The organism is Streptomyces sp. NBC_00414 (genome assembly GCF_036038375.1).
In the GTDB taxonomy this organism is placed as follows: domain Bacteria; phylum Actinomycetota; class Actinomycetes; order Streptomycetales; family Streptomycetaceae; genus Streptomyces.
Genome location: NZ_CP107935.1, coordinates 3,567,033 through 3,593,755 on the forward strand (window position 1 = coordinate 3,567,033; position 26,723 = coordinate 3,593,755).

Annotated in this window: 29 protein-coding genes and 1 tRNA gene; 2 read left to right on the forward strand and 28 right to left on the reverse strand. The window is 69.0% G+C overall.

What is annotated here, in order from left to right; genetic code table 11:
• Positions 1-242 precede the first annotated feature (242 nt).
• The 6 genes from thrB to OHS59_RS15165 all read right to left on the reverse strand — a co-directional run bounded on the left by thrB (position 243) and on the right by OHS59_RS15165 (position 7,311).
• Complete coding sequence (gene thrB, locus OHS59_RS15140) at positions 243-1,160, reverse strand: homoserine kinase (RefSeq protein WP_328493924.1); 918 nt, start codon at positions 1,158-1,160, stop codon at positions 243-245.
• Between the two features lie 405 nt (positions 1,161-1,565).
• Positions 1,566-2,624, reverse strand: coding sequence for a threonine synthase (gene thrC / locus OHS59_RS15145; protein ID WP_189773483.1), 1,059 nt, complete (start codon positions 2,622-2,624; stop codon positions 1,566-1,568).
• Positions 2,625-2,630: 6 nt separating this feature from the next.
• Positions 2,631-3,929, reverse strand: coding sequence for a homoserine dehydrogenase (locus tag OHS59_RS15150; protein ID WP_328499213.1), 1,299 nt, complete (start codon positions 3,927-3,929; stop codon positions 2,631-2,633).
• A gap of 171 nt (positions 3,930-4,100) precedes the next feature.
• Complete coding sequence (gene lysA / locus OHS59_RS15155; protein ID WP_328493925.1) at positions 4,101-5,492, reverse strand: diaminopimelate decarboxylase; 1,392 nt, start codon at positions 5,490-5,492, stop codon at positions 4,101-4,103.
• 78 nt (positions 5,493-5,570) lie between these two features.
• The gene (gene nrtL / locus OHS59_RS15160) at positions 5,571-6,629 is read right to left on the reverse strand and encodes an ArgS-related anticodon-binding protein NrtL (RefSeq protein WP_328493926.1); all 1,059 of its coding nucleotides are present in this window, start codon (positions 6,627-6,629) and stop codon (positions 5,571-5,573) included.
• 133 nt (positions 6,630-6,762) lie between these two features.
• Entirely contained in the window at positions 6,763-7,311 is a 549-nt protein-coding gene (locus OHS59_RS15165; protein WP_328493927.1) for a response regulator, read from the reverse strand.
• Positions 7,312-7,456: 145 nt separating this feature from the next.
• On the opposite strand from OHS59_RS15165, the gene OHS59_RS15170 reads away from it, so the two are divergent.
• Positions 7,457-7,528: transfer RNA gene (locus OHS59_RS15170), tRNA-Arg, on the forward strand.
• Positions 7,529-7,669: 141 nt separating this feature from the next.
• Here the strand turns inward: OHS59_RS15170 and OHS59_RS15175 are convergent.
• From OHS59_RS15175 to OHS59_RS15240, 14 genes are all read right to left on the reverse strand, one after another.
• Entirely contained in the window at positions 7,670-9,154 is a 1,485-nt protein-coding gene (locus OHS59_RS15175; RefSeq protein WP_328493928.1) for a tyrosine-type recombinase/integrase, read from the reverse strand.
• Complete coding sequence (locus OHS59_RS15180) at positions 9,151-9,345, reverse strand: helix-turn-helix transcriptional regulator (RefSeq protein WP_328493929.1); 195 nt, start codon at positions 9,343-9,345, stop codon at positions 9,151-9,153. The genes OHS59_RS15175 and OHS59_RS15180 overlap by 4 nt, the downstream gene beginning before the upstream one ends.
• A gap of 190 nt (positions 9,346-9,535) precedes the next feature.
• A complete protein-coding gene (locus OHS59_RS15185; protein WP_328493930.1) occupies positions 9,536-10,702 on the reverse strand; it encodes a DUF3631 domain-containing protein in 1,167 nt (388 codons plus the stop codon).
• Positions 10,703-11,048: 346 nt separating this feature from the next.
• Positions 11,049-11,948 carry a bifunctional DNA primase/polymerase gene (locus tag OHS59_RS15190; protein ID WP_328493931.1) on the reverse strand — a complete coding sequence of 300 codons (900 nt, stop codon included), beginning with the start codon at positions 11,946-11,948 and terminating at the stop codon, positions 11,049-11,051.
• Positions 11,945-12,673: a DNA methylase gene (locus OHS59_RS15195; RefSeq protein ID WP_328493932.1), complete on the reverse strand. Its 729-nt coding sequence runs from the start codon at positions 12,671-12,673 to the stop codon at positions 11,945-11,947. The genes OHS59_RS15190 and OHS59_RS15195 overlap by 4 nt, the downstream gene beginning before the upstream one ends.
• Before the next feature lie 88 nt (positions 12,674-12,761).
• Complete coding sequence (locus tag OHS59_RS15200) at positions 12,762-13,076, reverse strand: hypothetical protein (protein ID WP_328493933.1); 315 nt, start codon at positions 13,074-13,076, stop codon at positions 12,762-12,764.
• 167 nt (positions 13,077-13,243) lie between these two features.
• Positions 13,244-15,250: a plasmid transfer protein TraB gene (gene traB / locus OHS59_RS15205; RefSeq protein WP_328499214.1), complete on the reverse strand. Its 2,007-nt coding sequence runs from the start codon at positions 15,248-15,250 to the stop codon at positions 13,244-13,246.
• Positions 15,251-15,308: 58 nt separating this feature from the next.
• Positions 15,309-15,902, reverse strand: coding sequence for a plasmid transfer protein TraA (traA, locus tag OHS59_RS15210; protein WP_328493934.1), 594 nt, complete (start codon positions 15,900-15,902; stop codon positions 15,309-15,311).
• Positions 15,903-15,919: 17 nt separating this feature from the next.
• The gene (locus OHS59_RS15215) at positions 15,920-16,420 is read right to left on the reverse strand and encodes a hypothetical protein (RefSeq protein WP_328493935.1); all 501 of its coding nucleotides are present in this window, start codon (positions 16,418-16,420) and stop codon (positions 15,920-15,922) included.
• A gap of 31 nt (positions 16,421-16,451) precedes the next feature.
• Positions 16,452-16,832, reverse strand: coding sequence for an RRQRL motif-containing zinc-binding protein (locus tag OHS59_RS15220; RefSeq protein WP_328493936.1), 381 nt, complete (start codon positions 16,830-16,832; stop codon positions 16,452-16,454).
• Entirely contained in the window at positions 16,832-17,851 is a 1,020-nt protein-coding gene (locus tag OHS59_RS15225; RefSeq protein WP_328493937.1) for a DUF2637 domain-containing protein, read from the reverse strand. Before OHS59_RS15225 ends, OHS59_RS15220 begins: the two co-directional genes overlap by 1 nt.
• Positions 17,848-18,111: a DUF6303 family protein gene (locus tag OHS59_RS15230; RefSeq protein ID WP_443061443.1), complete on the reverse strand. Its 264-nt coding sequence runs from the start codon at positions 18,109-18,111 to the stop codon at positions 17,848-17,850. Before OHS59_RS15230 ends, OHS59_RS15225 begins: the two co-directional genes overlap by 4 nt.
• A gap of 23 nt (positions 18,112-18,134) precedes the next feature.
• A complete protein-coding gene (locus OHS59_RS15235) occupies positions 18,135-18,398 on the reverse strand; it encodes a DUF6284 family protein (RefSeq protein ID WP_328493939.1) in 264 nt (87 codons plus the stop codon).
• 843 nt (positions 18,399-19,241) lie between these two features.
• Positions 19,242-19,958: a GntR family transcriptional regulator gene (locus OHS59_RS15240; RefSeq protein WP_328493940.1), complete on the reverse strand. Its 717-nt coding sequence runs from the start codon at positions 19,956-19,958 to the stop codon at positions 19,242-19,244.
• 59 nt (positions 19,959-20,017) lie between these two features.
• Here OHS59_RS15240 and OHS59_RS15245 point away from each other — a divergent pair, with 59 nt between their 5' ends.
• Positions 20,018-20,854 carry a class I SAM-dependent methyltransferase gene (locus OHS59_RS15245; RefSeq protein ID WP_328493941.1) on the forward strand — a complete coding sequence of 279 codons (837 nt, stop codon included), beginning with the start codon at positions 20,018-20,020 and terminating at the stop codon, positions 20,852-20,854.
• A gap of 372 nt (positions 20,855-21,226) precedes the next feature.
• On the opposite strand, the gene OHS59_RS15250 is transcribed toward OHS59_RS15245, so the two are convergent.
• The 8 genes from OHS59_RS15250 to OHS59_RS15285 all read right to left on the reverse strand — a co-directional run bounded on the left by OHS59_RS15250 (position 21,227) and on the right by OHS59_RS15285 (position 26,589).
• On the reverse strand, positions 21,227-22,615 hold the full coding sequence (locus OHS59_RS15250; RefSeq protein ID WP_328493942.1) for a tyrosine-type recombinase/integrase: 1,389 nt from the start codon (positions 22,613-22,615) through the stop codon (positions 21,227-21,229).
• Entirely contained in the window at positions 22,612-22,815 is a 204-nt protein-coding gene (locus OHS59_RS15255; protein ID WP_328493943.1) for a helix-turn-helix transcriptional regulator, read from the reverse strand. The genes OHS59_RS15250 and OHS59_RS15255 overlap by 4 nt, the downstream gene beginning before the upstream one ends.
• Entirely contained in the window at positions 22,805-24,166 is a 1,362-nt protein-coding gene (locus tag OHS59_RS15260; protein ID WP_328493944.1) for a replication initiator, read from the reverse strand. Before OHS59_RS15260 ends, OHS59_RS15255 begins: the two co-directional genes overlap by 11 nt.
• Complete coding sequence (locus OHS59_RS15265) at positions 24,163-24,414, reverse strand: hypothetical protein (protein WP_328493945.1); 252 nt, start codon at positions 24,412-24,414, stop codon at positions 24,163-24,165. Before OHS59_RS15265 ends, OHS59_RS15260 begins: the two co-directional genes overlap by 4 nt.
• A gap of 104 nt (positions 24,415-24,518) precedes the next feature.
• Entirely contained in the window at positions 24,519-24,683 is a 165-nt protein-coding gene (locus OHS59_RS15270) for a hypothetical protein (RefSeq protein WP_328493946.1), read from the reverse strand.
• A gap of 32 nt (positions 24,684-24,715) precedes the next feature.
• On the reverse strand, positions 24,716-24,910 hold the full coding sequence (locus OHS59_RS15275) for a hypothetical protein (RefSeq protein ID WP_055514380.1): 195 nt from the start codon (positions 24,908-24,910) through the stop codon (positions 24,716-24,718).
• Positions 24,911-24,922: 12 nt separating this feature from the next.
• Positions 24,923-26,242 carry an FtsK/SpoIIIE domain-containing protein gene (locus tag OHS59_RS15280; RefSeq protein WP_328493947.1) on the reverse strand — a complete coding sequence of 440 codons (1,320 nt, stop codon included), beginning with the start codon at positions 26,240-26,242 and terminating at the stop codon, positions 24,923-24,925.
• Positions 26,242-26,589: an SCO3933 family regulatory protein gene (locus tag OHS59_RS15285; protein WP_328493948.1), complete on the reverse strand. Its 348-nt coding sequence runs from the start codon at positions 26,587-26,589 to the stop codon at positions 26,242-26,244. The genes OHS59_RS15280 and OHS59_RS15285 overlap by 1 nt, the downstream gene beginning before the upstream one ends.
• Positions 26,590-26,723: the final 134 nt, after the last annotated feature.

Below are 26,723 nucleotides of genomic sequence, written 5' to 3' on the forward strand. Positions count from 1 at the left end.
GGGCCATGGACCTGAGGTGCTGTGTCCATCGGCTCGTTCACGCCGGTTCCGGAGCGTGCTCAGCACCGCTCAGCGCGTAGCACCCAATGCATGACGCAAAGCAGTTTGGGGGGCTCCCGGAAGAATGGTTGTCCCGGACGGGGACGTGAAGCACCTCGCCATGGTGGGGTCGGGTGCAGACTTGAGGTTAACACTACCGGATCCAACAAACATTCCCCCTCTCGAAATCCGGCAACCGAGTGTCACGGAGCAAGCGGAAGCACGCTCGCTCCGGTGCCGTCGAGGCCCAGCCGGTTGGCCGCCCAGCCCTCTCCCGCCAGTTGTGCGACCTTGTCGGCCGCGGCCTCGTCGGCGAGCGCGAGCACGGTGGGCCCGGCGCCCGAGATGACCGCGGGGATCCCGTCGGCCCGCAGCCGCTCCACCAGTGCCGCGCTCTCCGGCATGGCCGGGGCGCGGTACTCCTGGTGCAGTCGGTCCTCGGTGGCGGGCAGCAGCAGCTCGGGTCGCCTGGTCAGGGCCTCTACGAGCAGTGCGGCGCGGCCCGCGTTGGTGGCGGCGTCGACGTGCGGGACGGTGCGCGGGAGCAGTCCGCGGGCGGTCTCCGTCAGCACCGCCTTGCCGGGTACGAAAACCACCGGAACGATGGAATCGGCGGGTTCCATCCTGATGGCGCGCGCGGCCCCGTTCTCCAGCCAGGACAAGGTGAATCCGCCGAGCAGACAGGCCGCGACGTTGTCGGGGTGGCCCTCGATCTCGGTGGCGAGCTCCAGGAGGGCGGTGTCGTCGAGCTTGCTGTCGCCGCCTATGGTCACGGCCCGTGCCGCGACGATGCCGGCGCAGATCGCGGCGGACGAGGAGCCGAGGCCGCGGCCGTGCGGGATGCGGTTGGCGCACACGATCTCAAGACCGCGGGGCTGTCCGCCCAGCAGGTCGAAGGCGGTGCGCAGGGAACGTACGAGGAGGTGACGCTCGTCGCGGGGCAGTGTCTCGCTTCCCTCACCCGCGATGTCGATGTTCAGGCCGGAATCGGCCACGCGGACGACCACGTCGTCGTACAGCCCCAGTGACAGCCCGAGGGCGTCGAAGCCCGGGCCGAGGTTGGCACTGGTGGCGGGGACGCGCACCCGGACGGCGGCGGCGCGGAACGCTGGACCGGCCATCGCTCGATGACTCTCCTTGAGCTTGAGCTGCGAGATTTTCGAAATCCTGCGAGACGTACGGAGTATGCGGAAGACCCGGAGGCCGGAGGGACGGCGCGGCACCGCGGCATATGCGGCGGGCGGGTTCGGTACAGCTTATCGAAGGAAGGTTCTGTGGCGACATAGGGCGCACAGGAGGCGCACGATGCGTGTCGCAAGCCCGCATGTGCACCCCCTTTTTTGGAGCTCGGTTCGCCTCCGGGGCGCTGGAGCCTGTGTCGAGGCGGCGATCGTGCTCGACCCTCCTTCGTCGGGCGCTCCGCGCGATCGCCGCCTCGACACAGGCGCGCCCCTTCGGCTCACTCGCTGCCGCCAGTGGGGGCCAGGCACCCTCGTGCGGCCAGTAAGGAGTGACCAGGCCTCGCGTTACGCGAGACCCAGGCGCTCGGCGGCCGTCGCGGCGTCGACCGGGACGGTGACCGGCTGCGGGGCGCCCGCGACAGCCCAGTCGGGGTCCTTGAGGCCGTTTCCGGTCACCGTGCAGACGATGCGCTGCCCCGGATCCACCTTGCCCTGCTCGGCGGCCTTGAGGAGACCGGCGACCGAGGCGGCGGAGGCCGGCTCGACGAAGACGCCCTCCTGCGCGGCCAACAGCCGGTAGGCGCGCAGGATCTCACGGTCCGTCACCTCGTCGATGAAGCCGCCCGACTCGTCCCGCGCGGCGAGCGCGAACTGCCACGAGGCCGGGTTGCCGATGCGGATCGCGGTGGCGATCGTCGAGGGGTCCTTGACGACCTCGCCGCGCACGATGGGCGCGGACCCGGAGGCCTGGAAGCCCCACATCCGCGGGGTCCGTGCGGCGATCTTGTCGGCGGCGTACTCGGTGTACCCCTTCCAGTACGCGGTGATGTTGCCCGCGTTGCCCACCGGGAGGACGTGGATGTCGGGGGCGTCGCCGAGCATGTCCACGATCTCGAACGCCGCGGTCTTCTGCCCCTCGATACGCACCGGGTTCACCGAATTGACCAGCGCCACCGGGTAGTTGTCGGAGAGGTTGCGCGCCAGCGTGAGGCAGTCGTCGAAGTTGCCGTCGACCTGGAGGATCTTCGCGCCGTGCACGAGGGCCTGGCCCATCTTGCCGAGCGCGATCTTGCCCTGCGGGACGAGAACGGCGCAGACCATCCCGGCCCGTACGGCGTAGGCTGCCGCCGAGGCAGAGGTGTTGCCCGTGGAGGCACAGATGACGGCCTTGGCGCCTTCCTCCTTGGCCCGCGTGATGGCCATGGTCATACCGCGGTCCTTGAAGGACCCGGTGGGGTTCGCACCCTCGACCTTGAGGTGGACCTCGCAGCCCGTGCGCTCGGAGAGCACCTGCGCGGGCACGAGCGGCGTACCGCCCTCACGCAGCGAGACGACCTGCGTGGTGTCGGACACCGGCAGCCGGTCCCGGTACTCCTCGATGATTCCGCGCCACTGGTGGGTCATTGCTCGTTACTCTCCTTCAACCCGCATGATGCTGGCGACACCACGCACGGTGTCGAGGTTGCGCAGCGCCTCTACGGTCCCGGTCAGGGACGCGTCGGACGCGCGATGGGTGACGACCACGAGGGAGGCATCGCCGCCTCCGTCCTGCCGCCCCTGCTGGCGAACCGTATCGATCGACACTCCGTGTTCGGCGAAGACGGTCGCCACTTGGGCGAGAACGCCCGGTTTGTCCGCCACATCGAGGCTGATGTGGTAGCGGGTCACGACCTCACCCATGGACGACACCGGCAGCTGGGTGTACGCCGAGTCGCCGGGCCCGGTCGCGCCGCTGAGCTTGTTGCGGCACACGGCGACGAGGTCGCCGAGGACGGCGGACGCCGTCGGGGCACCGCCCGCGCCCGGCCCGTAGAACATGAGCTGGCCCGCGGCGTCCGACTCGACGAACACGGCGTTGTAGGCGCCGCGCACGGAGGCGAGCGGGTGGGTCAGCGGGATCATGGCGGGATGCACCCGCGCGGTGACCGATCCGCCGTCGGCGGCCCGCTCACAGATGGCGAGCAGCTTGATGGTGCAGCCCATCGCCCGCGCCGAGGCGAAGTCGGCGGCGGTCACCTCGGTCATGCCCTCGCGGTACACGTCGTCGAGGCGTACGCGCGTGTGGAAGGCGATCCCGGCGAGGATGGCGGCCTTGGCGGCGGCGTCGAAGCCCTCGACATCGGCGGTGGGGTCGGCTTCCGCGTACCCGAGGGCGGTGGCCTCGTCGAGGGCCTCCTGGTAGCCGGCGCCCGTCGAGTCCATCTTGTCGAGGATGAAGTTGGTGGTGCCGTTGACGATGCCGAGGACCCGGTTGACCTTGTCGCCCGCGAGGGACTCGCGCAGCGGCCGGATCAGCGGGATGGCACCGGCGACGGCGGCCTCGTAGTAGAGGTCCCTGCCGTGTTCCTCGGCGAGGGCGTGCAGCGCGGCGCCGTCCTGGGCGAGGAGCGCCTTGTTCGCGGAGACGACGGAGGCGCCGTGCTCGAAGGCGGTGCTGATGAGGGTGCGGGCGGGCTCGATGCCGCCGATGACCTCGACGACCACGTCGATGTCACCGCGTTTGACCAGAGCGGTCGCGTCGGTGGTGACCAGGGCGGGGTCGATGCCCTCACGCACCTTGGAGGGGCGCCGTACGGCCACGCCCGCCAGCTCGACGGGGGCCCCGATGCGCGCGGCGAGGTCGTCGGCGTGCGTCGTCATGATGCGCGCCACCTCTGAGCCGACGACCCCACAGCCCAGCAGCGCCACCTTCAGCGGACGCGTACGCATCATCCGACCTCGTTTCCTCATACCGTCACGGTGGGACCAGTCTCACTCACCGGACGGGAGTTTCTGCCCCTCGTCCGGATCGTGAGATGTCTATTTCATTTACGCGGGGCCGGAAAACAGGAGATCTTCCGCCCGGAGTCGAGCGGGTCCGTCCGGGCCCGCTCGCTCATGTCAGCCGACGTCGAGACGCAGCAGGTCCTCCTCGGTCTCGCGGCGGACGATGACCCTGGCCTCGCCGTCGCGGACCGCGACGACGGGCGGGCGCAGGGCGTGGTTGTAGTTGCTGGCCATCGACCGGCAGTACGCGCCGGTGGCAGGCACCGCGATGAGGTCACCGGTCGCCAGGTCGGCGGGCAGGAAGGCGTCCTTCACGACGATGTCACCGCTCTCGCAGTGCTTGCCGACCACGCGTACGAGCATGGGCGCGGCGTCACTCGTACGGGAGACCAGGGCGACGCTGTACTCGGCGTCGTACAGCGCGGTACGGATGTTGTCGGACATGCCGCCGTCGACGGAGACGTACGTACGCAGTCCTTCGAGGGGCTTGACGGTGCCGACCTCGTACAGGGTGAAGGCGGTGGGCCCGACGATGGCGCGCCCGGGCTCGACCGAGATCCGCGGGGTCCGCAGCTTCGCGGCCTCGCACTCCCGCGTCACGATCTCACCGAGCGCCTTGGCGATCTCGTGGGGCTCGCTGGGGTCGTCGTCGCTGGTGTAGGCGATGCCGAGGCCGCCACCGAGGTCGATCTCGGGCAGCTCGACCCCGTGCTCGTCGCGGATGTCCTTGAGGAGTCCCACGACGCGGTGGGCGGCGACCTCGAACCCGGACATGTCGAAGATCTGGGACCCGATGTGCGAGTGGATGCCGATGAGTTCGAGCCCGTCGAGCTGCAGGGCCCGCCGCACGGCCTCGGCGGCCTGTCCGCCGGCCAGCGGAATGCCGAACTTCTGGTCCTCGTGGGCGGTGGCGATGAACTCGTGCGTGTGCGCCTCGACGCCGACGGTGATACGGATCTGCACGCGCTGCCGCTTGCCGAGGCCCTGCGCGATGTGCGCGACCCGCACGATCTCCTGGAACGAGTCGAGGACGATGCGTCCGACGCCGACCTCGACGGCCTTGGTGATCTCCTCCACGGACTTGTTGTTGCCGTGGAAGGCGATGCGGTCGGCGGGCATCCCCGCGGAGAGGGCGGTGGTCAGCTCACCGCCGGAACACACATCGAGGTTGAGGCCCTCCTCGTGCAGCCAGCGCACGACGGCGCGGGAGAGGAACGCCTTCCCGGCGTAGAACACGTCGGCGTCGTGCCCGAAGGCGGTGCGCCAGGCCCGCGCCCGTGCCCTGAAGTCGGTCTCGTCGACGAAGTAGGCGGGCGTGCCGAACTCTTCGGCGAGTGTCGCCACATCGATCCCGCCGACGCTGACCGAACCGCTGTCGGTACGCGTCACGGTCTGCGCCCAGACCTTCGGGTCGAGGGCGTTGAGGTCGGCCGCCGGGGCGGTGTAGTGACCCTCGGGCAGGACATCGGCGTGGCGGGGCCCGGCGGGGTGTGCGGAACGGCTCATGTCTGTATGGCTTTCTCGGAGATCCCGGATCAGATCAGTTCAGTTCAGTTCAGCTGGCTTCAGATCATTCGGACCTGATCAGAGATGTGTCGGGGCGTCGATGCCGAGCAGGGACAGGCCGCCGGCCAGCACCGTCCCGGTGGCTTCGGCGAGCGCGAGCCGGGAACGGTGGGCGGCCGAGGGTTTCTCGTCCCCCAGCGGGAGCACCGTGTGCTGGAAGGCGAGCAGCGCGTCGGCGACGGTGACGAGGTGCCGCGCGAGCCGGTCGGGTGCGCGGTGGCGCGCCGCGGCGGCGAGGGCGTGGGGGTAGGTGTCGAGGGCGTCGAGAAGAGCGCAGGGATCGCCCGCGCCGTCCCCGGGTACGGCGGCGAACCCGAGTGCGGCGGCGTTGCCGCTGAGGGCCCGGCAGCGGGCGTACGCGTAACGGACCCGGAAGAGGGGGTTGCTCTCCCGCTGGCTCAGCAGGAGGTGCCCCGCGGTGCCGCTGATGCGGGGGTGGTCGTGGGGGGCGGTGTGCAGGAGCGCCCAGCGGGCGGCGTCGCGGCCGAGGGGGGTGGGGTCCTGGCCGGCGGGCACGGGCCGGAGGTTGACTTCGAGGGGCGCGGTCGCGCCGGGCGCGCCGTAGGCGTCGACGGTGACGCCGAGGGGCCCGGCCCAGGCCGGATCCGGCTCGGCCTCGCAGGAGGTACGGACGAGGTCGCCCTGGGACCGCAGAATCCGGGCGAGCGCCTGCCCGGTGACGGCGGCGCGCACTTCGCGGGGGTGGTGCAGTTGGACGACGTTGCCGGTCGCCCTGTCGGCGTAGCCGTACCGCTCGCCGCGCCGCAGGATCTCCTCGATGAGGGCGGGCCCGCGGCCGCTGAGAGTGATGTTGAGGAACCCGGGCCCGGTGACGTCGACCCGGGTCACGCCCGCCACTCCGCTGAGGTGCGGTAGCAGAATCTCGGCGACCTCACGAGGCGGCCGGCCCGCGGGGCGGGCCAGCTGAAGGGCGACATTGGTGGCGTAGTCCCCGCGTCCTCCGGGCCTGGGCGGCACGACCTGCGCCCGCTCGGGCACGACCACGGCCAGCTCACCCGCGTCCACCGCACGGCGCACGGCGCGCAGAACGGTGCTGGAGAGCTCGACGGGGGTCACGGGACAAGCGTAGGGGAGGAGGGGGGTGGGTAGGCGAATGGGTTTGGGCCGGGGTCCGCAATATGGACGCCCCCTCTCGCCTCTTCCTTGCCCTCTCCTCTCTCCCTCTCCTCTGGCCTTCTTCCGGTCCGGCTCAGTTGCCGGCACGGCCGGCACGCTCGGCCCCACCGGGCCCGTAAAGGCTCTCGGCACTGTCGAACGCCGACGCGGCCCCACTGCCGGAGGCACTGCCGACACCGGTGTCGGCGGTCTCCCGCCGCTCCAGCAACTGGCGTACGAGCCGGACCAGATCCGCGGGCTCGAAGGGCTTGGACAGGAAGGCGTCGACACCGACGTCGAGGCCGTTCTCGACCTCGTACTGGGTGCACGCGCTGATGATGGCGAGTGGGAGGTTACGGGTCCGCGGATCGGCTCGGAGCCGGGCGGCGGTGCGCAGCCCGTCCAGCCGGGGCATGACCACGTCGAGGGTGACTACATCGGGCCGGACCTGGTGGATGACATCCAGGCACTCGACACCGTCGGCCGCGGTCACGACCTCGAAACCCTCCAGTTCGAGGTTGACCCTGATCAGTTGCCGGATGACCTTGTTGTCGTCCACAACAAGCACCCGACCCGACGCGCCTGGCACAAGTCGAGAGTAGGTCGGCGCGCGGGGTCGCGTCCGGCTTTTCCCCACTTCCACCCCACGCGGGGGACCCCCGGCCCGCCACCCCGGCAAGATCCAACGCACCCTCGACACCCCCTCCCCCACCCCCGAAAACCGTTCATGAAGACCCCGAAAGAGCTGGTAGGGTTCAACCCGTCGCCGCAACCACAGCGCCCGACACGCCCCCGTAGCTCAGGGGATAGAGCAACGGCCTCCGGAGCCGTGTGCGCAGGTTCGAATCCTGCCGGGGGCACTCGCCGGTCACAGACCTGAAACCAAGTCCTGACCAGGGCGGATGCCGATGTCAGAGGGTGGGAGTCAGTCCAACTGACTCCCACCCTTTCTCACTGTCTCTCACTGGTTGTGCGTGAGGAGTGCGTGAGCCACGCACTCCTCACGGAGCGTCTGGCGACCCCCAACCCATCGCCTTTTCGATCTTCCTGTTCTCCTCCTCCTCGCTGTTGTCGAGACAGCCGGCGTAGTGGCGGTTGATGACCTCCGGGGACGTGCCCGCGCGTCGCGCCACTTCGGCGACAGGCAGACCCGAGCGAAGCCAGTCCGTGATGCACGTCGCCCGCCCGTGGTACGGCTTCTCGGCAAGCGGCGAATGGAACTTGGGCGGCGGGAAGGCGTACGCCCGCGCTTCCTGCCACACGCGCCAGTAGCTGGACGTGCCCACCAAACCGCCCCGCTCGTTCTGGAACACCCGACCATCGGCGGCTACTCCGAACTCATTGATGTGCGCCCGAAGCATGGCGACCAACACCGGCGGGATTGGCACGGGACGATCCGCTTCGGGGTCTCGCATTTTCAGTCCCCTTCTGTCATGTCGTTCGCCTGAGTCGGTCCACTTTTTGCCGGACACAGGGCGTGTTTCTCGAAGGGTGAGAACGCCCCATCCGGTTTCCGGTAGGTGGCAGTCATCGAGCCGCAGCCCCACAACTTCCGCCGGACGCATTGCGGCGTATAGAATACAGCCGAAGAATGCGACCAAACGCCTTCCCCGATTTCGATGAACCGAGCCCACATAGGAAACGGCCGTGAGGAACTCCCGCCCCTGTGTGGCGTTCATGAGAACTCGCGAGTCAAGCGGACCACTGGCAGCAGTAGCGGTTCGCTCCAACCCGGCAATCGGGTTCTCGTCCAGGTATCCTTTCTGGATCGCGTACTCCATGGCAGCGTTGATGTTGCGGCGGCGGCGCTTGTACGTGTCCTTGGCGGCCAACTTTCCGTCAAGTCTGTAGGCCAACCGATAGTGGACGTCCTCGGCTTTGCTGGTATCTCTCAGCGCCGACAGGGGAAGCGAGTTCTCCGCGAGCCACGCGCAGACCTTCGCCAGAGGTGGCGGGGGTTCCTCGTGCGCGTGGGCGGGTACGACAGTCCACCGCACTGCACGCCGCACGGCTTGGAGATCCGGGGCGTTGGGCTTGTCAGCCATCATCCCCAGGGCTGCGGCAGCAAGACTGTCAGCGAATCCCTCCCGCGTCTTTGCCGCTGCTGTACGCCAGCGACGTTTCATGAACTCGCGCGAGAAATCCCACCACGTGAGGTCCAAATTCGCCTCAGCTTGCGATACGGCCTCTGCGTCTGCCTTCCGAACCTCAGACTCAGGCAGACCCGATTCCACATCGAATGCCTCACCTCTTCGGAGTGCTTGGCGCAATTCCGAGCGGCGGGTATCGGCAAGTGCCGAGGTAGGAAACGATGCGAAACGACGCTTTCCCGCAACGATCCATCGGAGTTGATACGGGGCTGCTTTGCTGGCTACTTTGCCAACTCCCCATACTCGAACGTCAGTTGAGAAGGTACGTTCCTCGCTGCCCTCAGGGCGCCCGCTTCCGTGGGCGCCCTGAATCGCATTCGTCGTACTGTTGGTCACGCAGCGTCCTCCCGCTCCGCAAGCCAACGCTCATACTCCGAACGGCGGATTCGCACGTCACCGTTCGGAAGCTTGATTGAGCGGGGCGCCTTTCCAATTTGGCGCCACCGGTAAAAGGTCGACTGAGGAACCCTCAGATCAGCAATGACCTCTTTAAGGGTCATCTTCTCGTCCAGCGCGCGGGCGCTCATGCTGCTGCCCTCTCCTAGGCTTTGACGGGGCGGGGGTTCAACCCCTTCTGGAAAGTCCGCTACCTGCGCTACCTCCGCTTCCGTGCAGGTCAGAGCCCTGCCGGAGGTAGCGGAGAGGGGTAGCGGTAGCGGATGGAGTAGCGAGAGGTAGCGGGTCGCGGGGCGCGACCCGCTACCGGGTTTGCGCTGGTCAGAGCGTGTTTTCGGCGTCCGGTAGCGGGAGTAGCGGACTTTCCGGGGTCGGGGGGCAGTAGCGTTGCCACGCGTCGTGGAGATCGGTGGCGTAGTAGCCCTTGAGGACACTCCCGGCGGTCTTGATGTTGCGAGAGGCCACGGGGTCGCCGTCTGCGGTGACGTACTCCCCGAGCATCCGGGACAGGCGCCGGTTGTCGAGGGGCTTGCCGTTGAGGTCGGCCCACGGGGCGTCGTCAAGGGCGTTGAGCCGGTCGAGGATGGCGACGGTGGGCAGGCGGTCGATGCCGATCATCACGTGGTCGCGCAGGTCGGTGAGCAGGCGAATTCCGATGCTGCCCTTGTCGTTCACCTGCGAGGCTTTGACCAGGGCCACGCATGCTTCGCGGGCCCGTTTGGGCCAGTCGCCGCCGGCCGCGTCCGCGATGGCGATCAGGGGTTCCCACACGTCCGCCGGCCGGTCGGCGACCCCTTCGGGCATGTCCGGGAACGCGTCGGTGACCTGTTCCTGAATGGCTTCCGCCCACTTGGCGAGCCGGTCACGGAGTTGGTTGCCTTCCCGCACGTGGATGCGGGTACGGAACTGTTCCACCGTCTCGTTCCTGGCCCGGCGGCGCATGCGGATGATGACCGAGCGGGTCATGATCGTGTCGGGCAGGCCACCGAGTCCGGCGACGGCGACCGCGCAGTACGAGGGGAAGCCCTGTACCTGTTGGTTGGAGCCGTCCCCGACGCACCGGTACATCACGCGGCCACGGGTGTGACCTGCGTTGATGAACCCCCGGAGTTGCTCGTTCTCCCCTGCCTTCGGACCAAAGATCGTGTCGATCTCGTCGAACAGGATCGTCGGGCGACCACCGTCCACACCGGACACCGACCGGAACAGAGCGGCGGCGGAAGCGTCCACGGCGGCCATGGAACGCGGTACGAGGGTTTCGACCACTTCCAGGGCCCGCGACTTCCCCGAGCCCGGTTCCGGGGAGAGGAACGCGAGACGCGGTGTGGAGTCGAACGCGTCCAACAGGTGCGCGTGAGCGTCCCACAGGGTGACGGCGACGTAGGCGGCTTCCCGGGGGAAGACGTTGAAGCGACGGTGGAACCCTTCGACCTCGGTGAGCAGGGCCGCGCCGTCGATGGGCGACGCGGGGGTGTCGGTGGTGGTCATGCGGCGTTCCTCCCTTCCTGAGGGGTGCGGAGGGGGCAGTGGTCGCGGTGCGCGGTGTGATCGGAGATCAGGGCGAGCACGCGGGTGTGGCCTACAGCGCTGCGGTCACGGCCGCACTCGCATTTCGAGGTGGCGGTCGGGACCGCGCCGCGCGGGGCGACGATGTGGAGCCACGCCACGGGGTACCGGCCGTCGCCCTGCGGCGGGTTCGGGAGAAGAGCTGAAAGGGCGCCTACGGCGACGTCCCTTCGGGCGCCAACAGCCGCATGGGGACCTGCCTGTTGGGCGGCCAGCGGGCCGTTCGCGGTGTCGGGAAGGCAATCCAGGTGGGGGGAGCGGGGGCGGGTCATGCGGCTTCCCGTGGAGTGGCGTGGGAGAGGACCCATTCCAGGGCGCTGCGGATGGTGGTGCGGCACTCGGCCGGCGACAGTCCCGTCGACTCCCCCGCCGCCTGGATTGCTTCCTCCACCACGGGGCGGGGGATGTGGCCCCACGCGACGAACCGTGCGACCTTGCAGGCGCTGCGGTGCAGCGTGTGGTTGCGGCCGGTGGGTCCGCCCTCGGTCGCCGCCTGGATCACCTCACACTCGCGGGTGAGGGCAACTTGGGCGGCGCGGGTTCCGTCCCGTACCGGCACGACCGCCGGCGCCACGGTCGGCTTGACCGGCTCGGTCAGCAACGCGGCGAGCCACGTAGGAAGTTCGGCGACCGGCGCGGGGTCGGTGACCTCGTACATACCGTCCGATGTGGTGCTGCCGGGGGCGACGACGTAGCCGCCCCACGCGCGGGTGTCGATGTGCCGGCCGAGCCGGTCCACACTGCACTTCAACCGGACCCCGGGCGGGGCGGTGAAGTACAGGTGCTCCCCTCCGCGCGCAGTCCGCACCCGGTGTGTGGTGGGCAACCGCTGTCCGGCGCGCTCGCAGAGCGCTTGCAACGATGTGGCGCCGTCAGGCGCTCCGATGGGCTCGTTCGGCTTGAGCGGGTCCAGGTCGACGACCAGCAGACCGGCCGGACCGGTCGCGATCCCCACGTTGTACGGGCGACTCGCCCATGCGGTGCGGATCAGGTCGGGGTCGGTGGTGGCGCGCTGCTCCGGGGTGCGGTGCCCATTGGCGCACCGGCCGGTTTCCGGGCAGGCGTGTTCGGGGTGCCCGGTGGGGCGTTTCAGCCCGGGGTGCAGCAGGATGACGGGCCAGCCGCGTGCGGCGGCGGCCAATGCGGCGTTGACCAGATGCTCGGTCACGCGGCCACCCCCAACGCTACGGTGGTGAGGTAGGCGCGGCCGATGAATTCGCTGTAGGCGGGCGGGATGGCTTCGGTGAGTTCCTCGCGCACGTCGGTCCACGTCATGCCCATTGCGGCCTGGAGTTCCGGGACGGACGGCTTGCCCCCGCCGTTGCCGTACGCGGCCACGTACGGGCCGTCGAAGTAGACGCCGTGCCGCCATCCGCGTACGCGGCCCCGGTGCGGAACGTGCGCAGGCCGTTCGGCCGTCCAGCCGCCCAACTCGAAGTTGCGGTGCCGGATGACCCCGAGCCCGAACATCTCGCCACACAGGGTGAGGTCTTTACGGATCTCCGCTTGCCCGTTGGGCTGCTCGATGACGTACGGCAGACCGGTCCGTTCGAGGAGGTCACGGGTGGGCGCCACAAGGTCCACGTGGGTTCCGCCCCATCCTCGTGAAGCGTTCGTGCCCACGGTCAAGGTGTTCTTGGCCTGGCAGGGCGGGGACGCGTGCACGATCGCGTACCGGCGGATCTCGCCGGTGGTGATCAGGTGGGCGAGGTATTCGAGGGCGTCACCGTGGTGGTAGGGGAAGGGGTAGTTCGGGCGGGCGGCGATGTCGCAGCCGTCCACGTCGAACCCTGTCCGCTGGTAGCCGGTTGCGGCGCCACCGGCGCAGGAGAACAGATCCAGCACGCGCGGCCGTGGGCCGTTGGCTCGCCGGAGGTCGGTGGGTTGGGTCATCCTGGAGGTCTCCAGTTCCTCGTGTGGGTGCTGGCCGGCAAGGGCGGCCCCGTTCTTTGGCGAGACGTGGGGGCCGCCCTTGGCCTAGCTAGTGGGTCTTGGGGCGGGCGAGCTTGAGGGTGATGCCGCCGATGCCAATCGGGCCGGTGGCGCCCGCGATGACGGTCCATGCGTGGGCGGCGGCGTCGAACAGGGCACAGAGGGCGACGACCAGGCCCCAGGTTCCGAGGGCGGCGGCGCCCGCGACTGCGAACGGGATCAGAACCCGCTGCCACGGGATGCCGGTGTGGTCGCTGGTGGTCTGGACGACGATGACGAGCGGGGCGCCGGTGGCTTCTGCGCGGCGCCAGTCGTCGGCGGGGATGTGCGGGGCGATGATCCCCGGCGGGTCGCGGTGGTTCATGAAGACTCCTTTCCGCGAGGGTAGACCGGTAGACCGGTCCACCCTGGGCAAGCGGCTCGCAGGTGTCAGGTGGGGGTGTCAGGGGTGTCAGCGGGTGGTGTCAGGAGTGCGTGACACCGCGTGTGCCTAGAGGTTTGGGTGTCAGGGTGCCGTGACGGTGTCAGGTGTCACGCGGGTGTCAGGGCAGGAATGATCCGCCACCGGCCGGTCTGGTTCGTCGGCTCCAACCGGCCTTCCTCGTACGCCTCTTTGAGGCGAGCGGAGACCCACGGGCGGGAGAGGCCGTGCCGGTCGCACCACTCCATGAAGTCCTTCGGACCGACGACCATTCGGCCCTCGTCCTCGAACTGCGTGAGCGCGTCGGCGAACAGTCGGCGGGCCTCTTCCGGGGACGGCTTGCGGCCGGTCTCCTGTCCGAACAGCGCGATGTCGTCGCCCTCCTCGGGGTCGGGGAGTTCGGCGTCCGGGTCGATGTCGACGTCCTCCGGGTCGACCAACAGCCCGTACTCCATGTCGTCGTCCCCCTCGTCGGCAGCGGCGCCCGCCGTCGACTGGTCGTCGGTGTCGTTGCGGGTGGTGTAGGCGCGGCCGGCGATACCGGCGGCGGCGCGGTCGGTGATCGGGTCGGGGGTGGCGCCGTTGCGCTGCGCCCACGTGGCCAGCAGCTCCATGACCGGCACCGCCCGGTGCCCGAAGGCACGGGTGCGGCCCGGGGAGGGGTAGCGGGACTCGTCAATGCCGGGGCTGACGACGTAGCAGTAGCCAGGGCGTCGGTTGCCCCATGCCCCGGGGTGCGCGCCCGCGTCGATGACCGTGTCCGGCAGCGAGAACCCTTCGTCGCGCGGGTCGCAGCCGAGCGCGATCACGGACGGCAGCGAGGCACGGGTGCTGGTCGACATCTGGTCGTACGACGGACGCTGAAGCGACACGACCAGCGAGATCCCAGCCGAGCGGGCTTCCTGCGCGATCCCGGTGAACACGTCGTCCCCGAGGGCGCGCAGGGTATTGGCCGCTTCCTCCATCCAGGCGACCAGGAAGGGCATGCCCGCGCAGCCGCACGCCGTGCCGTCCTTGCCGCAGGAGTGCGCGGGGTCGCTCTGTATCTGGACGCATTCCGGGGTCCACTGCCGGTAGCGGTGGGCACCGAGCCACCCGGTGCGGGCGGGGATGGCGGCTTTGAGGGCTTCCACCATGACCTCGGTGGCCGTCCCGCCCTCAACGGCCCAGTCGATACCGGGCAGCAGGGGGCGGAAGTCCTGGAATGACTTGGGGTCGGAGAGCCAAAGGATCACGTCGCGGCGGGAGAGGATCTCGGTCTGGACGTTGAGGGCGGTGTCGCCCTTGCCGGATCCGGTCCCGCCCGCGATCAGGACGTGGGTGCTGTTCCGCTTGGCTTCTGGGTCGCCCGGGAGCCAGAGCAGGAGCGGGGCGCCGTCGTCGTAGCGTCCGATCACCAGCGGTTCCGCGATCGAACCCCCCAGGTTCGAGGGGCCCTCCCACTCCACCAGTTCGGCGAGCATGTCTTCGGGAACGATGACCAGTTCACCGCGCCGTGCCGAGCCGGGATCGGGCAGGTAGCGCACGGCCGACGTCGGCAGATCCAGGGCGGACGCGAGGCGGGACAGGCTCTTGGTGACGTCGTCGTTGGTCTGCTCGCCCGCTTCCAGACCGAGCGGCGCGGTGACCCGGTTGGGTTCCACCTTCGCCGCACCGATCTGTGCCCGCGCCAGTCCGACCTTGGCCAGCAGGCCCTTGTCGGAGCCTTCGCCGGCGGGGTCGTCGTTACGGCGCAGGACCATGCGCACGTTCCAGGACAGGGCCAGCACCGGCCCGCCGATCAGATACATGTCGTCGATCGGCCCCGCCGTGGGCCCTGCGAGGCACGCGGCCGTCAGCCACGCGGACCCGGCGGCCACGGTGATCGCGGAGTGGATGCGGCGCTGCTGAGTGGTGGACTTGCCCATCCACCAGGTGGCGCCGGACAGGGCGACGGACGCGAGGGTGAGGCCGACACCGGCGGCGGCGCTCTCGCCCCACCGCCAGTTCCCCAGTGCCCCCGTGATGCCGACACCGGCGACGCCGATCCACGGGGGAAGGTGGGGCTTGGCCCGGTTGAGCAGGTAGGCGCCGATGCCGCCCCCGCCGCCGTGCGTGTCGAGGGGGTAGCCGCTCATGCCGTCGTCGGGGTGGGTGGTCGTGCGGTTGTGGTCACGGGCCATGGCCTGTGCCTCCTTACTGATCGGCCCAGTTGATGACCGGCGCCTGTGGTTTGCGGGCACGGTGACGAACCGCGTTGATCTCTTCCTGGAATTCCTGCTGGTAGACCGAGTAGCAGGCGGCGGCGTTCTTGGCCGCGTCGCGCAGGGCGTCGGCGGACTTCTGCATCTTGCGGGCGACCTTGCGGGCCCGGAGCTTGGAGCCGAACGCGCGGCCCTCCGGGTCCGGCACGGAGGACAGCACGCTCTTGAAGATCTCAGCGCCCATGGCCACCTCGATGGACAGGGCCACGGCCGCAGCACGCAGGGTGTTGCAGTAGTTCCGTACCTGCGCGGGAGAGGTGAACTCCGGTGCTGGCAGCAGCGATTGGGACCCACGGCCACCGCCGGCGCGGGCGGCGCCCCGGTTGTTGTTGACGGTGACGTTGATGGGCGGGACGAACGAGCCGCCCATCGCGCCGACGAACCCGCCCGCCGCCGCACCGGCGTTGGCGAACTTGTTGGACTTGTTGGTGGTTCCGTCGTTGGTGTTGACGCGCGGCCGGTTTGCGCTCTGTGCCTGCCGATGCTGCCGGTTGGCGGCCCGGTTGGCCGATCCGTTGTCTGCCATGTGGCAATCCCTTCAGGTCAGCGGGTGCGGCGGACGATGAGCCAACCGGTCTGAGCGGGCAGCAGCAGGAACAGCCACAGCAGCTCAAGCGGACCGGCGAGCGGCCCGAACCCGGCTGCCAGAGCGGCCCACGCAAGGGCGAGGGTGGCCAGCAGGGCCAGACCGGAGCGCCACGCGAGGGTGGAGCCGGCGGCGGGGCGGCGGCGCTGCATGAACGCCAGCCATCCGGCCGGCGCGGCCACCGCGGGGGCAAGCACGAGAGCTGACCACCAGGCCAGCACGTGTAGGAGCGCGGTCACCACGAACGCGACCAGGGCGATACCGGTCGGAGCGAGCGCATGGCGGAAGCGCCACAACAGACCGCCCGCCCATCCGGCCAACTCCCGGGCGAGAGAGGGACGGTCGGGCACGACGACCACGAAGGGCTGAGCGGAACGGCGCCCGCGCTGGCGCGGCAGACGCACAGTGTGAACGCCCGCCGCTGTCTTCACGCGGCGGGTACGGGTACGGCTGGACACAGCAGAACTCCCAGGTGAGAGAGGGAAGGATTCAGGCGGCGCGCTGTTCTTCGGGGTAGGCGCAGGTCACGCAGGTGCCGAGGGAGGCGGGGATGACGTATCCGGCGTCCGTGAGGCACTGCGGACACGTCCGGCGGGCGCGGTTGGCGCACTCCAGCGCCCGCCACCTGGCCGGCGTCATCGACCGAACGGGCTTGGCCTGGTCGAGGCGGTAGAAGTAGGCGACGAGCGGGCCGCGCCGGTAGCGCGGGCGCAGCGCCTGAGCGGCCACCTGCTGCCCACCCGGGCGCAGACCGCGCGCCCGTAACTGCCGGCGGGTGGCATAGCCGTCCGGGACGCACCGCCACGGGAACGTGGGGATGCCGTACCGGGCGCCGGTCGGGTCGAAGCACTTCGCGTAGCCGAGCGACATCACGCCACCGCCTCAGCAGGTACCGCCTCGCGGGCGGTACCGGGGTGGCCGGCGTCGCGCAGTTCCTGGTAGCGGGTGGACACCCAACCGACCGACCAACCGCACAACTCGGCAGCGGCCCGCGTCGGCAACCCGGACTCGAACGCGGCCCGGACGATCGGGCGGGCCCGGTCCTCCGAAAGCTTCGCCGTAGCCGGTCCGCCGGCCAGCAGCGCGGCGCGTTCACGCTCGGCACGCGCCGCCCGCTCTACCTGCTCACGGCGCTCACGCTCGACGTGCTGCTGCCGTGCCTGCTCGCGCAGGTCGGCTTCCTCGCGCTCACGGCGTTCACGCTCGCGCCGCTGCTGTTCACGCTCACGCTCAGCGCGTTCACGCTGCTCGCGCTCCGCCCGCTCCCGGATCTCGATGCGCTCGGCTTCCTCGCGCCGCGCCCGCTCTTCGCGCTCAGCCTGTTCACGGATCAGGCTGGCTTCGTGCTCACGCTGCTCACGCGCCAGTGCGGCGGTGTGCTCGCGCTGCTCACGGGCCAGCCGCACCGCAGCCTCGCGCCGTTCGGCCGCTGCCTGTTCCCGCGCCGCACGCTCCGTCTGCTGCCGCTCTTCCAGGGTGGTGACGGCCGCAGCGATGGCGCGCCGGTAGGCGAGTCCGGTCTCTGCGGTGACGATCAGCAGCAGCGGGGCGACCGCGTGGACGGCCGCGCCGACCAGGTCTTTTCGCAGTCCGGAGTCTGCGATGTTCAGGGCGAGGGTCATGCAGCCGGTCATCCAGCGAAGGACGATCGGCCACTTCCCACCGTGACCTCCGAGGGTGGCGAGCACGGCATCGAGGCGGACCACGATCACCACCGCCGCATCGACGACCAGCGGCAGGATCGGTGCCGTCCAGTCCCACTTGTCGGGGGTGTGCTCGGCAGCGAGCGGGGTGACGGTGAGGATCGAATACAGCATCGCGCCCGCCACAATCAGCCATGTGCCGACCGACAGGGCGCGCTCGGCTGAACGGATCTGAACGGCGTTCACGCGTCCACCCCCGCCCATGAACGCACCCGGATCGCGGCGATCAGGCAGACCGGAGAGGCGGGGTCGTCGGGGGTCTCGCTGTCCTCGGTCCACGTCCACTCGGCACCCGGCAGCGGCTCGAAGCCGAGCACGCTGAGCGCGTCCGTACGTTCCGTGAACGTCGGCACCGGCAGCGCCCGGTCGAAGCCGAACTCAGGCCACCGCTCGATGGTGTTGAGCAGCACCACGTACAGGCGCCACGGGCCCCGGCTCACGGACATCTGAGCGGTGAACTCCCCCGCCATCACGCCACGTCCGAGAAAGCGGCGCCGTCCCGGTTGGCCAGCACGAGGCGGGCGGCGAGCACCTTGCGGTGGGCCCGCCGCAGCCGGCGCGTGTCCGTCTCGGTGACCGGCCGGTCCAACAGGCTGATCTGCACATCCAGCAGCTCAACTTCAGCCTGGATGAGCGGCATCTCAATCCAGATGGCGTCCAGCTCCCCGAACGTCGGCTCGCGGTCGAAGTCGTCGGCGGTAACGTCCGTCTGAACAGCACCGATGTGCTTCATGGGTCGTGTCTCCTTAAGAGGGTGGAACGGCCCGAACAGCGGCACCGGTGCTCGAACACCGGTGCCGCCCGCCGTTGTGGAGTCAGCAGATTCCGGCTCCCTGCAACCCCACCCGTACGAGCACCGCGTGCAGCGGGGCCCGGACGGGCAGGGGAGGCAACCGGCCGCAGGCGCGAAGCCTGCGGCGGAAGAAGGCGACCGGCGAAAGTGGTGTGCGGGCGCCGCCGGCCGGTCGACTGCGGCGGCGCCCTGAGAATGTCGTCGGTTCACACCGACCTCCCTCAGCGAGAAGGGGAAACGGCTTCACCGGTGCGCCCTTGCGGGGCGGACCGGTCCCGAGCCGGTGAATCGGGCGCGTCATCGTCACTGCTCTGACGCCAGCAGGCGGCTTGCACGAACGGTGCAAGGTGGCGTGCCGCCGACGACGTCACCCGGTCGTCTCGGGGGCGGTCTTCTCATCCCGCCACGTGCATTGGAGCCCGCTGTACTTCCCCACACCCGTCACCGGGTGGCGCCTGCCAGGCGCATAGGGGGAGAGCTGCGTACATCACGACGGTTTGCCCCCGGACCCTCGCCCTAGGCACCTACCGTGACCGCCGCTCCCGCGTCAGCCCCGCACGATCACTGTTCAGTTCTCAATCAATCGGCGCTTCCTTCGTACTCACCCCTTGTGGGGCTTTCCTCCGGGCACACCCATAGACTGGACCGGTGGACCGGTCCAGTCAAGCGATGCGGCATTCGCTTTGTCGACATACGAAGCATCACCGCTGGCCAGAGGACTAAAAAGCATCAAAAAAAGCTGGACCGGCAGACCGGTCCAGCTCTCCTATGGGTAACTCAGACCTACATCGCATAGGTCTCCACCTGCTCATAGTGAGGGGAGGGTGTGACCCCCTCTTCACATACGAGCGGGCGCCCTTGTTGGTCGTACGCGGTGTGCAGGATGACGCCAACCGCCGTCGCCTCAGACAGCGCAAGGTGGTGCGACTCGTGCTCGGTTGCGAGCCTCACCGTGGTCACGTCCACCCCCTCCGCCGGATAGCGGCCGGTCTGTCGACGAACGTAGCGAGTCGTCCCCTCGGCAATGGGAGCGGTGTCCGCAAGCCGGGGGGAGGCTTCCGCGATCTCCGGCGGGAACCACGCTTCCGCGTAGCTGTGCGGGCTCCCGTCCGGGAGCCGGTGGAGTCGAATGCGCCGCAATGCGGAGACTCCCGAATCCAGGCGCAGCGCGGCGGCCACGCGCACCGAGGGCTCGGCCCAATCTGGCTCACCGACCCTCTCGTAGGGCATGCCTCCAGAGATACGGGCGGAACCCGCCCGTCGTGCGCCCGCCGGCCGCGCGACGGGGGTGTTCGCCACGACGAATCCCGTGCCCTGTTTGGCCACGACGATACCGTCGTTGCGCAGCACATCCATTGCCTTGATGGCGGTCGCACGGGACACCGACCACTGTTCTGCGAGGTCCCGCCCGGACGGCAGTGGCTCATCCGGCTCGAACTCGCCAGCGGCGATGCGGGCACGTAGTGACTCCGCGATCTCCTCGTACTTCAGTAGGGCCATGACTTCCCTTCCTACACTCCAGGGTGGACTGGTCCACCGGTACACACCATACTGCTGCTATGTCGAATCGCGAATTGGCCCCCTCTGTCCTGCGCTTTTACGGCGAGACCGTGAACGAAGGCAGCCGCCTGCGTCGCTCGGCAGACGGCCGTCTCGAACTGGCCCGAACGCAGGAACTCCTACGTCGCTTCCTACCGCCGACCCCCGCCCGGGTGCTGGACGTCGGGGGCGGCACCGGAGTGCATGCGGAGTGGCTGGTGAAGGACGGATACGAGGTGTCCTTGTTGGACCCCATCCCCCGCCACGTTGAGCAGGCGTCTGCTGTCTGCCCGGCATCACTCGGAGACGCACGAGACCTGGATGCGGTCGATGACAGCTATGACGTCGTCCAACTACTCGGCCCGCTCTACCACTTGCCCGACGCCGACGACCGCCGCAAGGCACTCTCTGAGGCCCGACGCGTGGTGAAGCCGGGAGGGTTGGTGGCCGCAGCGGCGATCAACCGCTATGCCTCGCTGTTCGAGCACGTCACATACGCGCATCTGCACACCGAGCGCATGCAGGGGGCAATCTCAAAGATTCTCCGAACTGCGGTGCACGACGGCGATCACTTCACCCTGGCGTACTTCCATCGCGGCGAAGAGCTTGCTGACGAGCTTCGGGAATCAGGGCTCGTCGACGTGCAGGTGTTCGGGATCGAAGGTCCAGCATGGTCGCTCGTGAAGGCGGTGGAACAGCAGCCGGGTGACGGACCCACAGACGATCTGATCGCGTCCGCCATGACGGCCGCGCGAATGGCTGAGCCGTACCCGGAACTGCTAGCCGCTAGCTCACACTTGCTCGCGGTAGGCCGGGCTCCTGCCTCTCCGCCCGGCGAGTGCGTGAGCGGTGCGTGAGCCAACAGCGTGAGCGGTCGCGCGTCGACTCCGCCCCAGGTCAGGGCATCTTTGAGGCACGTCATGACCACGCTCTCCGGAGCCGTGTGCGCAGGTTCGAATCCTGCCGGGGGCACACTGTGCAAGTGTGCCCAAGACCCCGCCATCAGCGGTTTCGCTGAGGACGGGGTCTTCGCGTGTCTGCAGCCATGCGCAAGCGGAGGCCGCCGAAAGCAGCCGTTTGCCAGTGATCACGTTGTAATAGCGTGTTGATCTATCTGCGCGACGCCGCACGTCAGGGGACGTTTTCGCGCCTGCCTAGCGTCGCCGTGCAGGCATGAAGAAAGCCCCGGACCTCTCCAGGGCTCTCGTCCATCGGTCCTGCGGACCGTTTCACTTTCCGGTGTCGTCCTCCTCCCCCAGACCCCTCAAGATCCGGTCGTTCATCTCGTGCTCCTGGCCGTCGATGCACTTCGCGTAGATCTTGAGCAGCACGTCGACCGAGTGACCCGCACGAGCGGCCACGTCCGGTGCCGGAACTCCGGAGTTGAGCCACTGCGAGACGCCCGCATGCCGAAGGTCGTACGGCCGGAAGGCGAGCACGGATAAGACCTGTTCCGGCATGAGCGCCAGCTCTCGCGTCTGCTTCCACACGCGCGAGTACGACGACGCGGCTACGACGTTGCCCCGCTCACTGGCGAAGAGCCGGCCGTCCTTCGCCGTACCGAACTCCTTCAGGTGCTCCCGAAGCAGCCGGACGAGGGGCGGTGGTATCGGCACGATGCGCACCTCGCCCTCCGCCCGCTGCTTCAGGCCCCTTCTGTCATGCGCTTCACCGGAGTCCGTCCATGCCTTGCCCGCCGTCGGACGCGTCTCGGCCAGCTCAATACGACCCCAGCCTTTCGCCGGGAGAGCGCAGTCCGAACGACGAAGACCCAGTGCCTCACCGGGTCGCATGGCCGCGTAGTACAGGCAGCCGAAGAACGCCCGCAGCCGTCGACCGCTGGCCCGCTCGTAGCCACCCACGTACGTCACCGCCGCCAGCAGCTCACGCGCCTGCCGCGGATTGACGACCACTCGGCGGTCAACCTCCTGCACTGGCCGTTTACCGCGCTTGCGGCGTACTCGGCTCAGCGGGTTCGAGGGCAACAGCTCCAACTCAACTGCGTACTCCAGTGCGTTGAACACCACCGCCCGACGCCGCCGGTACGTCTGCGTAGCCGCAGGTTTGCCGTCCAGCTTCCGCCCGAGACCGTCGATCAGCCCATGTACCCGAACGATCTCCTGCAACTCGGCCACCGGAAGCGACGCCCGCTCGATCCACCGCACTGCGGCCGAGATCTCATCCGGCCGTTCCCTGTCCCGCCGGGGCACAGGCAGGACGTACGAGCGCAGTGCGCGGCGCACGAGGTCCGGCGCCGGCCGTCCCCGTACCGGCTTGACCAGCACAGGGACAGCCGTCGCCAGAGAGTCGGTTACGCTGTCCCGCTGCTTCGCGGACGCCTCCGCCCACCTGGCATCGACGTAACTGACCGCCAGCTCCAAGAACGAGAGCGCAGCCCTGCCGCCGCGCAGTGAGTCGGGCAGTCCAGACACCGTGTCGAAGGGCTCTCCCTTGTCCACAGTGCGGAGCAACTTCGCGCGGAAGCGGTCAGCCAGTGCCTTTGTCTTGTACGACTCGCTGAACGACTGACCGTCGACCACCCAGCGAACGAGATAGGTCACTTTCTTGGTCGTCCGATTGACCGAGAGCTTCCATACGGAGACCTTGTACGACTTCACGACGCGGCCCCCTCCGCACGCTGCTCCAACCAGTCGTTGAGCACGTCTCGCCGGACCCGTAACTCGCCGTTCGGTAACCGGATGCAGCGCGGAGCTATGCGCAGTTCCCGCCAGCGGTAGAAGGTGCGCCGGGAGATCCCGCCCAGCTCGTCGAGCACCTGCCGCACGGTGAGCAGTTCGGCCGGCTTCTCACGCGCCATGAGGATCACCGCTCTCCCGCACCGACGCGGCCAGGAGCGCGGCCTCCGGCGAGTAGCCGCGCCCGGCGTAGCGCCACTGGCCGACCGTGACGGTTGGCCGCTCGCCTATGCCGAGGGCTGTCCGCTGTTCCTCAGCGCGGTGATCTGCACGGGCCTGACGGAGCGCGGTCAGGGCGGTGGAGTAGCGGCGTGACTTGGTGGAGAAGTGGCCGCCGTAGCCGAGCATGTGCGCCCAGCGCCGTAGGCCGAGGGGTTCGAACGGAGGCAGGCCTCCGAGCCACCAGCAGGTGCTGATCAGGCGGAGTACGTGAGCCCGTACCGGCAACATGACCAGGTCCCGTGCGTGGTGAACCCGGCCGTCCACCGCGCCGGCGGACTCCGCTCCCTTGGCCGCGTACTTGGCGATGTAGCCCGCGACAGCAGCCGAGGTCAGCCGCTCCCCCGCGCCGAACGCCGCGATGGGGCGCACGTCGACCTGTTCGCCGAACCGCAGCACCCGAGGACCGACGACCTCCGCGCCGGGAGCGACGAGCCGCACCCGCACGACGACCGCCCGCACGGCCTCCGCCAGGAGACCCGTCGTCGCCCAGCCAGGCGGGACCGAGGCCGGTCCGTCCGGGCCATCGAGGCGGATCACGGCATGGAAGTGGACCAAGCCGCGCCGCTGATACTCGGCAACCTTCGCGTACGACAGCCGCACAGCCTCGCTGATCTCCGTACGGGACAGCCCGACCCTCCGGGCGATCTCGCGGCGCAGCTCCAGCCCGAAGCGGTGCCAGAGTTGTCCGGCGTGCGCCTGCCAGAGCACGGCCCCGGCGTAGTCGTAGCAGCGCGGGCAGAGCGGTTCACCGAGCCGGGAATCGTCAGCCGTATGCCGCTCATGGCAGCCGCCCGGCGAGCCGTGTCGGCAGCACTCCCCCGGCCTCCTCGGACGGCAGGCTCGTACCTGTCCGTCGCGTTCACGACGAGTGTGGACAGGGCCGAAGCCGGGAGCGGTCAGGGTGACGAACACCCGAGGGTGCCCGCTCACCTCCTCCGTAACGTTCTTGCCGCCGACGAGTCCGGTCCGGATCAGCTGATACGTGTCCGCTCGGTAGAGCCGAGAGCAAGTCGGGCAGACAGTCGCCCGCCGGTTGCCGCACGCTGTCAGCAGCCGACCGCCGTAGACGTCCGACTCGTACGAGAACAGTGCCTCACCGGTAGTCGTGTCGAAGACGGTTGCCCCGCCGACCAGGTGAATCGGGTTGGTGCAGCCGCCGAGGCGGACGATGTTCCGTCGCCAGACCGCGAAGTCGGGCTCCGATGCCCTGGCGACCAGGGCGGCAAGGTTCTTCGGGAGAAGTGCGGTCATCGCCGATCACCGCCCCCGAACGCCTGCCACATCACGGCAGTGATCCCCTGCGGTCGGGTCTTGGCGCTGAACCTGAGTGTCGGATCGGTGAGCCAGAGTGCGGCGGCATGCGCCGGGCACAGGTGTTGCTCGAAGCCGTCGAGCCCGACGAGGACTATCTGTTCCCGTCCGAGGCAGGTCGGCCGTTCTTTCTCCCTCAGCTCGCAGTCCGGATGAGGAGATTTGCGCGAACGATGCGCGGTGGACAAAGTGTGAGTGCTCCTTTCACTGCTCATGTGGCGGATGGAGTGGGTTCCTGACGGGGTCGGGTTTGGCGACTTCGCGCCCCGTCGGGAGCCCGTCGTACGGGCGGTCACTGCCACTCCTCGGACGGCGCCCCAACGGCGTCGACCAGGGATGCCACGGACGCGTGCCGCGGTAAGAGGACCGCAGGATTGGCGGTCGGGAAGTCGACCGGCTCCCGCAGGCCGGCCAGGAAGGCGGCGCGGTCACCGGAGCGGATGACGTAGTCGGACACGGGAGATCCCTTTCTCGGATCAGCGGGTGTGTTCAGAAGCGGAGTTGGCCGAGGAAGCCGTTCACGCCGTCGAGGAGCGTTTGGACGAACGGCGCGGCCACGGTCCGGGAGAGCAGGAAGCCGAAGGTTCCGCAGATCAGTGCATCGGCCCACCTCAGGTAGCGGATGCGCAGGAGGAACCAGATCAGCAGGCCGAGCAGCAGCACGGCGGACATGGACACCAGCACGACAGGCCCCTTTCACTGCGCTTCGACGTGCAGTTCGGAGAGCACGGGGGTCAGGTGCGCGTACTCGGCTGCGACGGCTTCCGCCTCCACCTCCGTGATCAGGTGCGACCGGGCGCGTTCCCAGCCGTCGCCGGAAGCCAGGACGGCTGTGCCGGCCTGTTCGGGGGTGATGGCCTGCGCCGCCTTGAGCGCGTCGGGGTTGAGGTCGCCGAGCGCCATCTCTGCCGTACCGGGGTCGGCCACTCGGTGACACACCCGGCCGCCGAGCTGGGCCCGAAGTGCGGTGACACCGGGTCCCAGGTCGGAACCGACACGTTGACCGGCGACGACGAGGAAGACTCCGAGAGCCGCGCCAAGCTGAGCAAGTCGGATCAGCGCCGTACCGGCCGCCTGCGCTTCGTCCTTCTCATTCCGGCTGGCGACGAGGAAGAGTTCCGCGATCTCGTCGACGATCACGACGACAGGGACCGGCCGTTCCTTGTCGGACAAGCCCCAGATGTTGCGGACGCGAGCCGCCCGGCAGACGGTCATGCGGTCGAGGGTGAGGTCTACGAGTGCGGTGAGCAGTTGGACCGCCTGCTCCCTGTTGGTCGCGAGGGCGGACAGCCGCGGTTCGTAGAGGGACAGTTCCATGCCGCCCTTGCAGTCGATGCCGACCAGCGCGACGGGTTGTGGAGCGAGGCCCGCCACGAGTGCGTTGATGAGCGTCGACTTGCCGGAGCGGGTGGCTCCGACGATCAGCCAGTGCGGTATACGCCGCAGATCGAGCACCCATGCGGTACCGGTCTCCAGCACGCCCACCGCTACGCGGAGCAGACGACCGGGCCCGCGCTGCTTCGGCACCCGAGGAGCCGCCAACGGATCGGACACTGAGGCGGCGACACGCACGGTCCCCGGCTTCCAGGAGGTCACGCGCACCGCGTGAACCTGCCAGTCCTCCGCCATGGCAGGAGCCGCCTTGACGAAGTCCTCGGGTACCTGCCCCGGTAACAGCCGTACCAGCAGCCAGAACCCGCCGGCGGTCGGCCGTACGAGACCGCGCCGGGGCACACGCGGCTGAGGCGGAGGGGCCCCGTTGCCGACGAGCCCGGACACCACGGTCAGTGCCGGCCGACGGCTGACGGCTAGGCCGCACCCCGCCATCAAGGCTCGCCAGGTGTACATCACCCGGAGGGCGGTGGCCGGGAAGCCGAGTAACAGCCACCAGGCCAACGGGTAGCGGCGGCGCAGGACCGGGGCTGTGATGAACAGTCCCGACACCAACACTGTGGCCACCAGCAGAACCCAACTCGGCCAGGTCTCCCGGTCCGAGGATGCGGAGGCCAGGATCATCACTGCGCAGCCCCCTTGCCCGCCGAAGCAGGAGCGCTCAGGGGCCGTATCTCCGCGGCACGGAAGGCGACGCCGTGCCGCCCGTCGTTCTCCCACGGAGTGGCGACCAGGTCCCGCACGGCCACCGGCATACCGAGCTGGATGCCGACCGGCTCCCCTGAGACGCTCACGTTCACGACGTCCGCGGAGCCTCCGGCCATCAGGCAGAGGCCGACTTGGTACACGGTTTTCCCAGTCTCACGGTCAACTCGAAGCTGACCGGTCTCACGGTTGGCAACCCGCGGAGCAGGGGGAACGGCACAGATGATCCCCGTGAACTTCGCGGTATCGATCGGAAGGCTTGCCACTGTTCGGATCTCCTCATCTCTGGCACCCGAAGGCCGACCCTTCGGGCTGCTTTACCACCCGTACTACGGGTGACGAGCAAGAGTGACCACCCGTAGTACGGGTTGTCAACCGTCTTGTGATGAGCGAAGCTGTC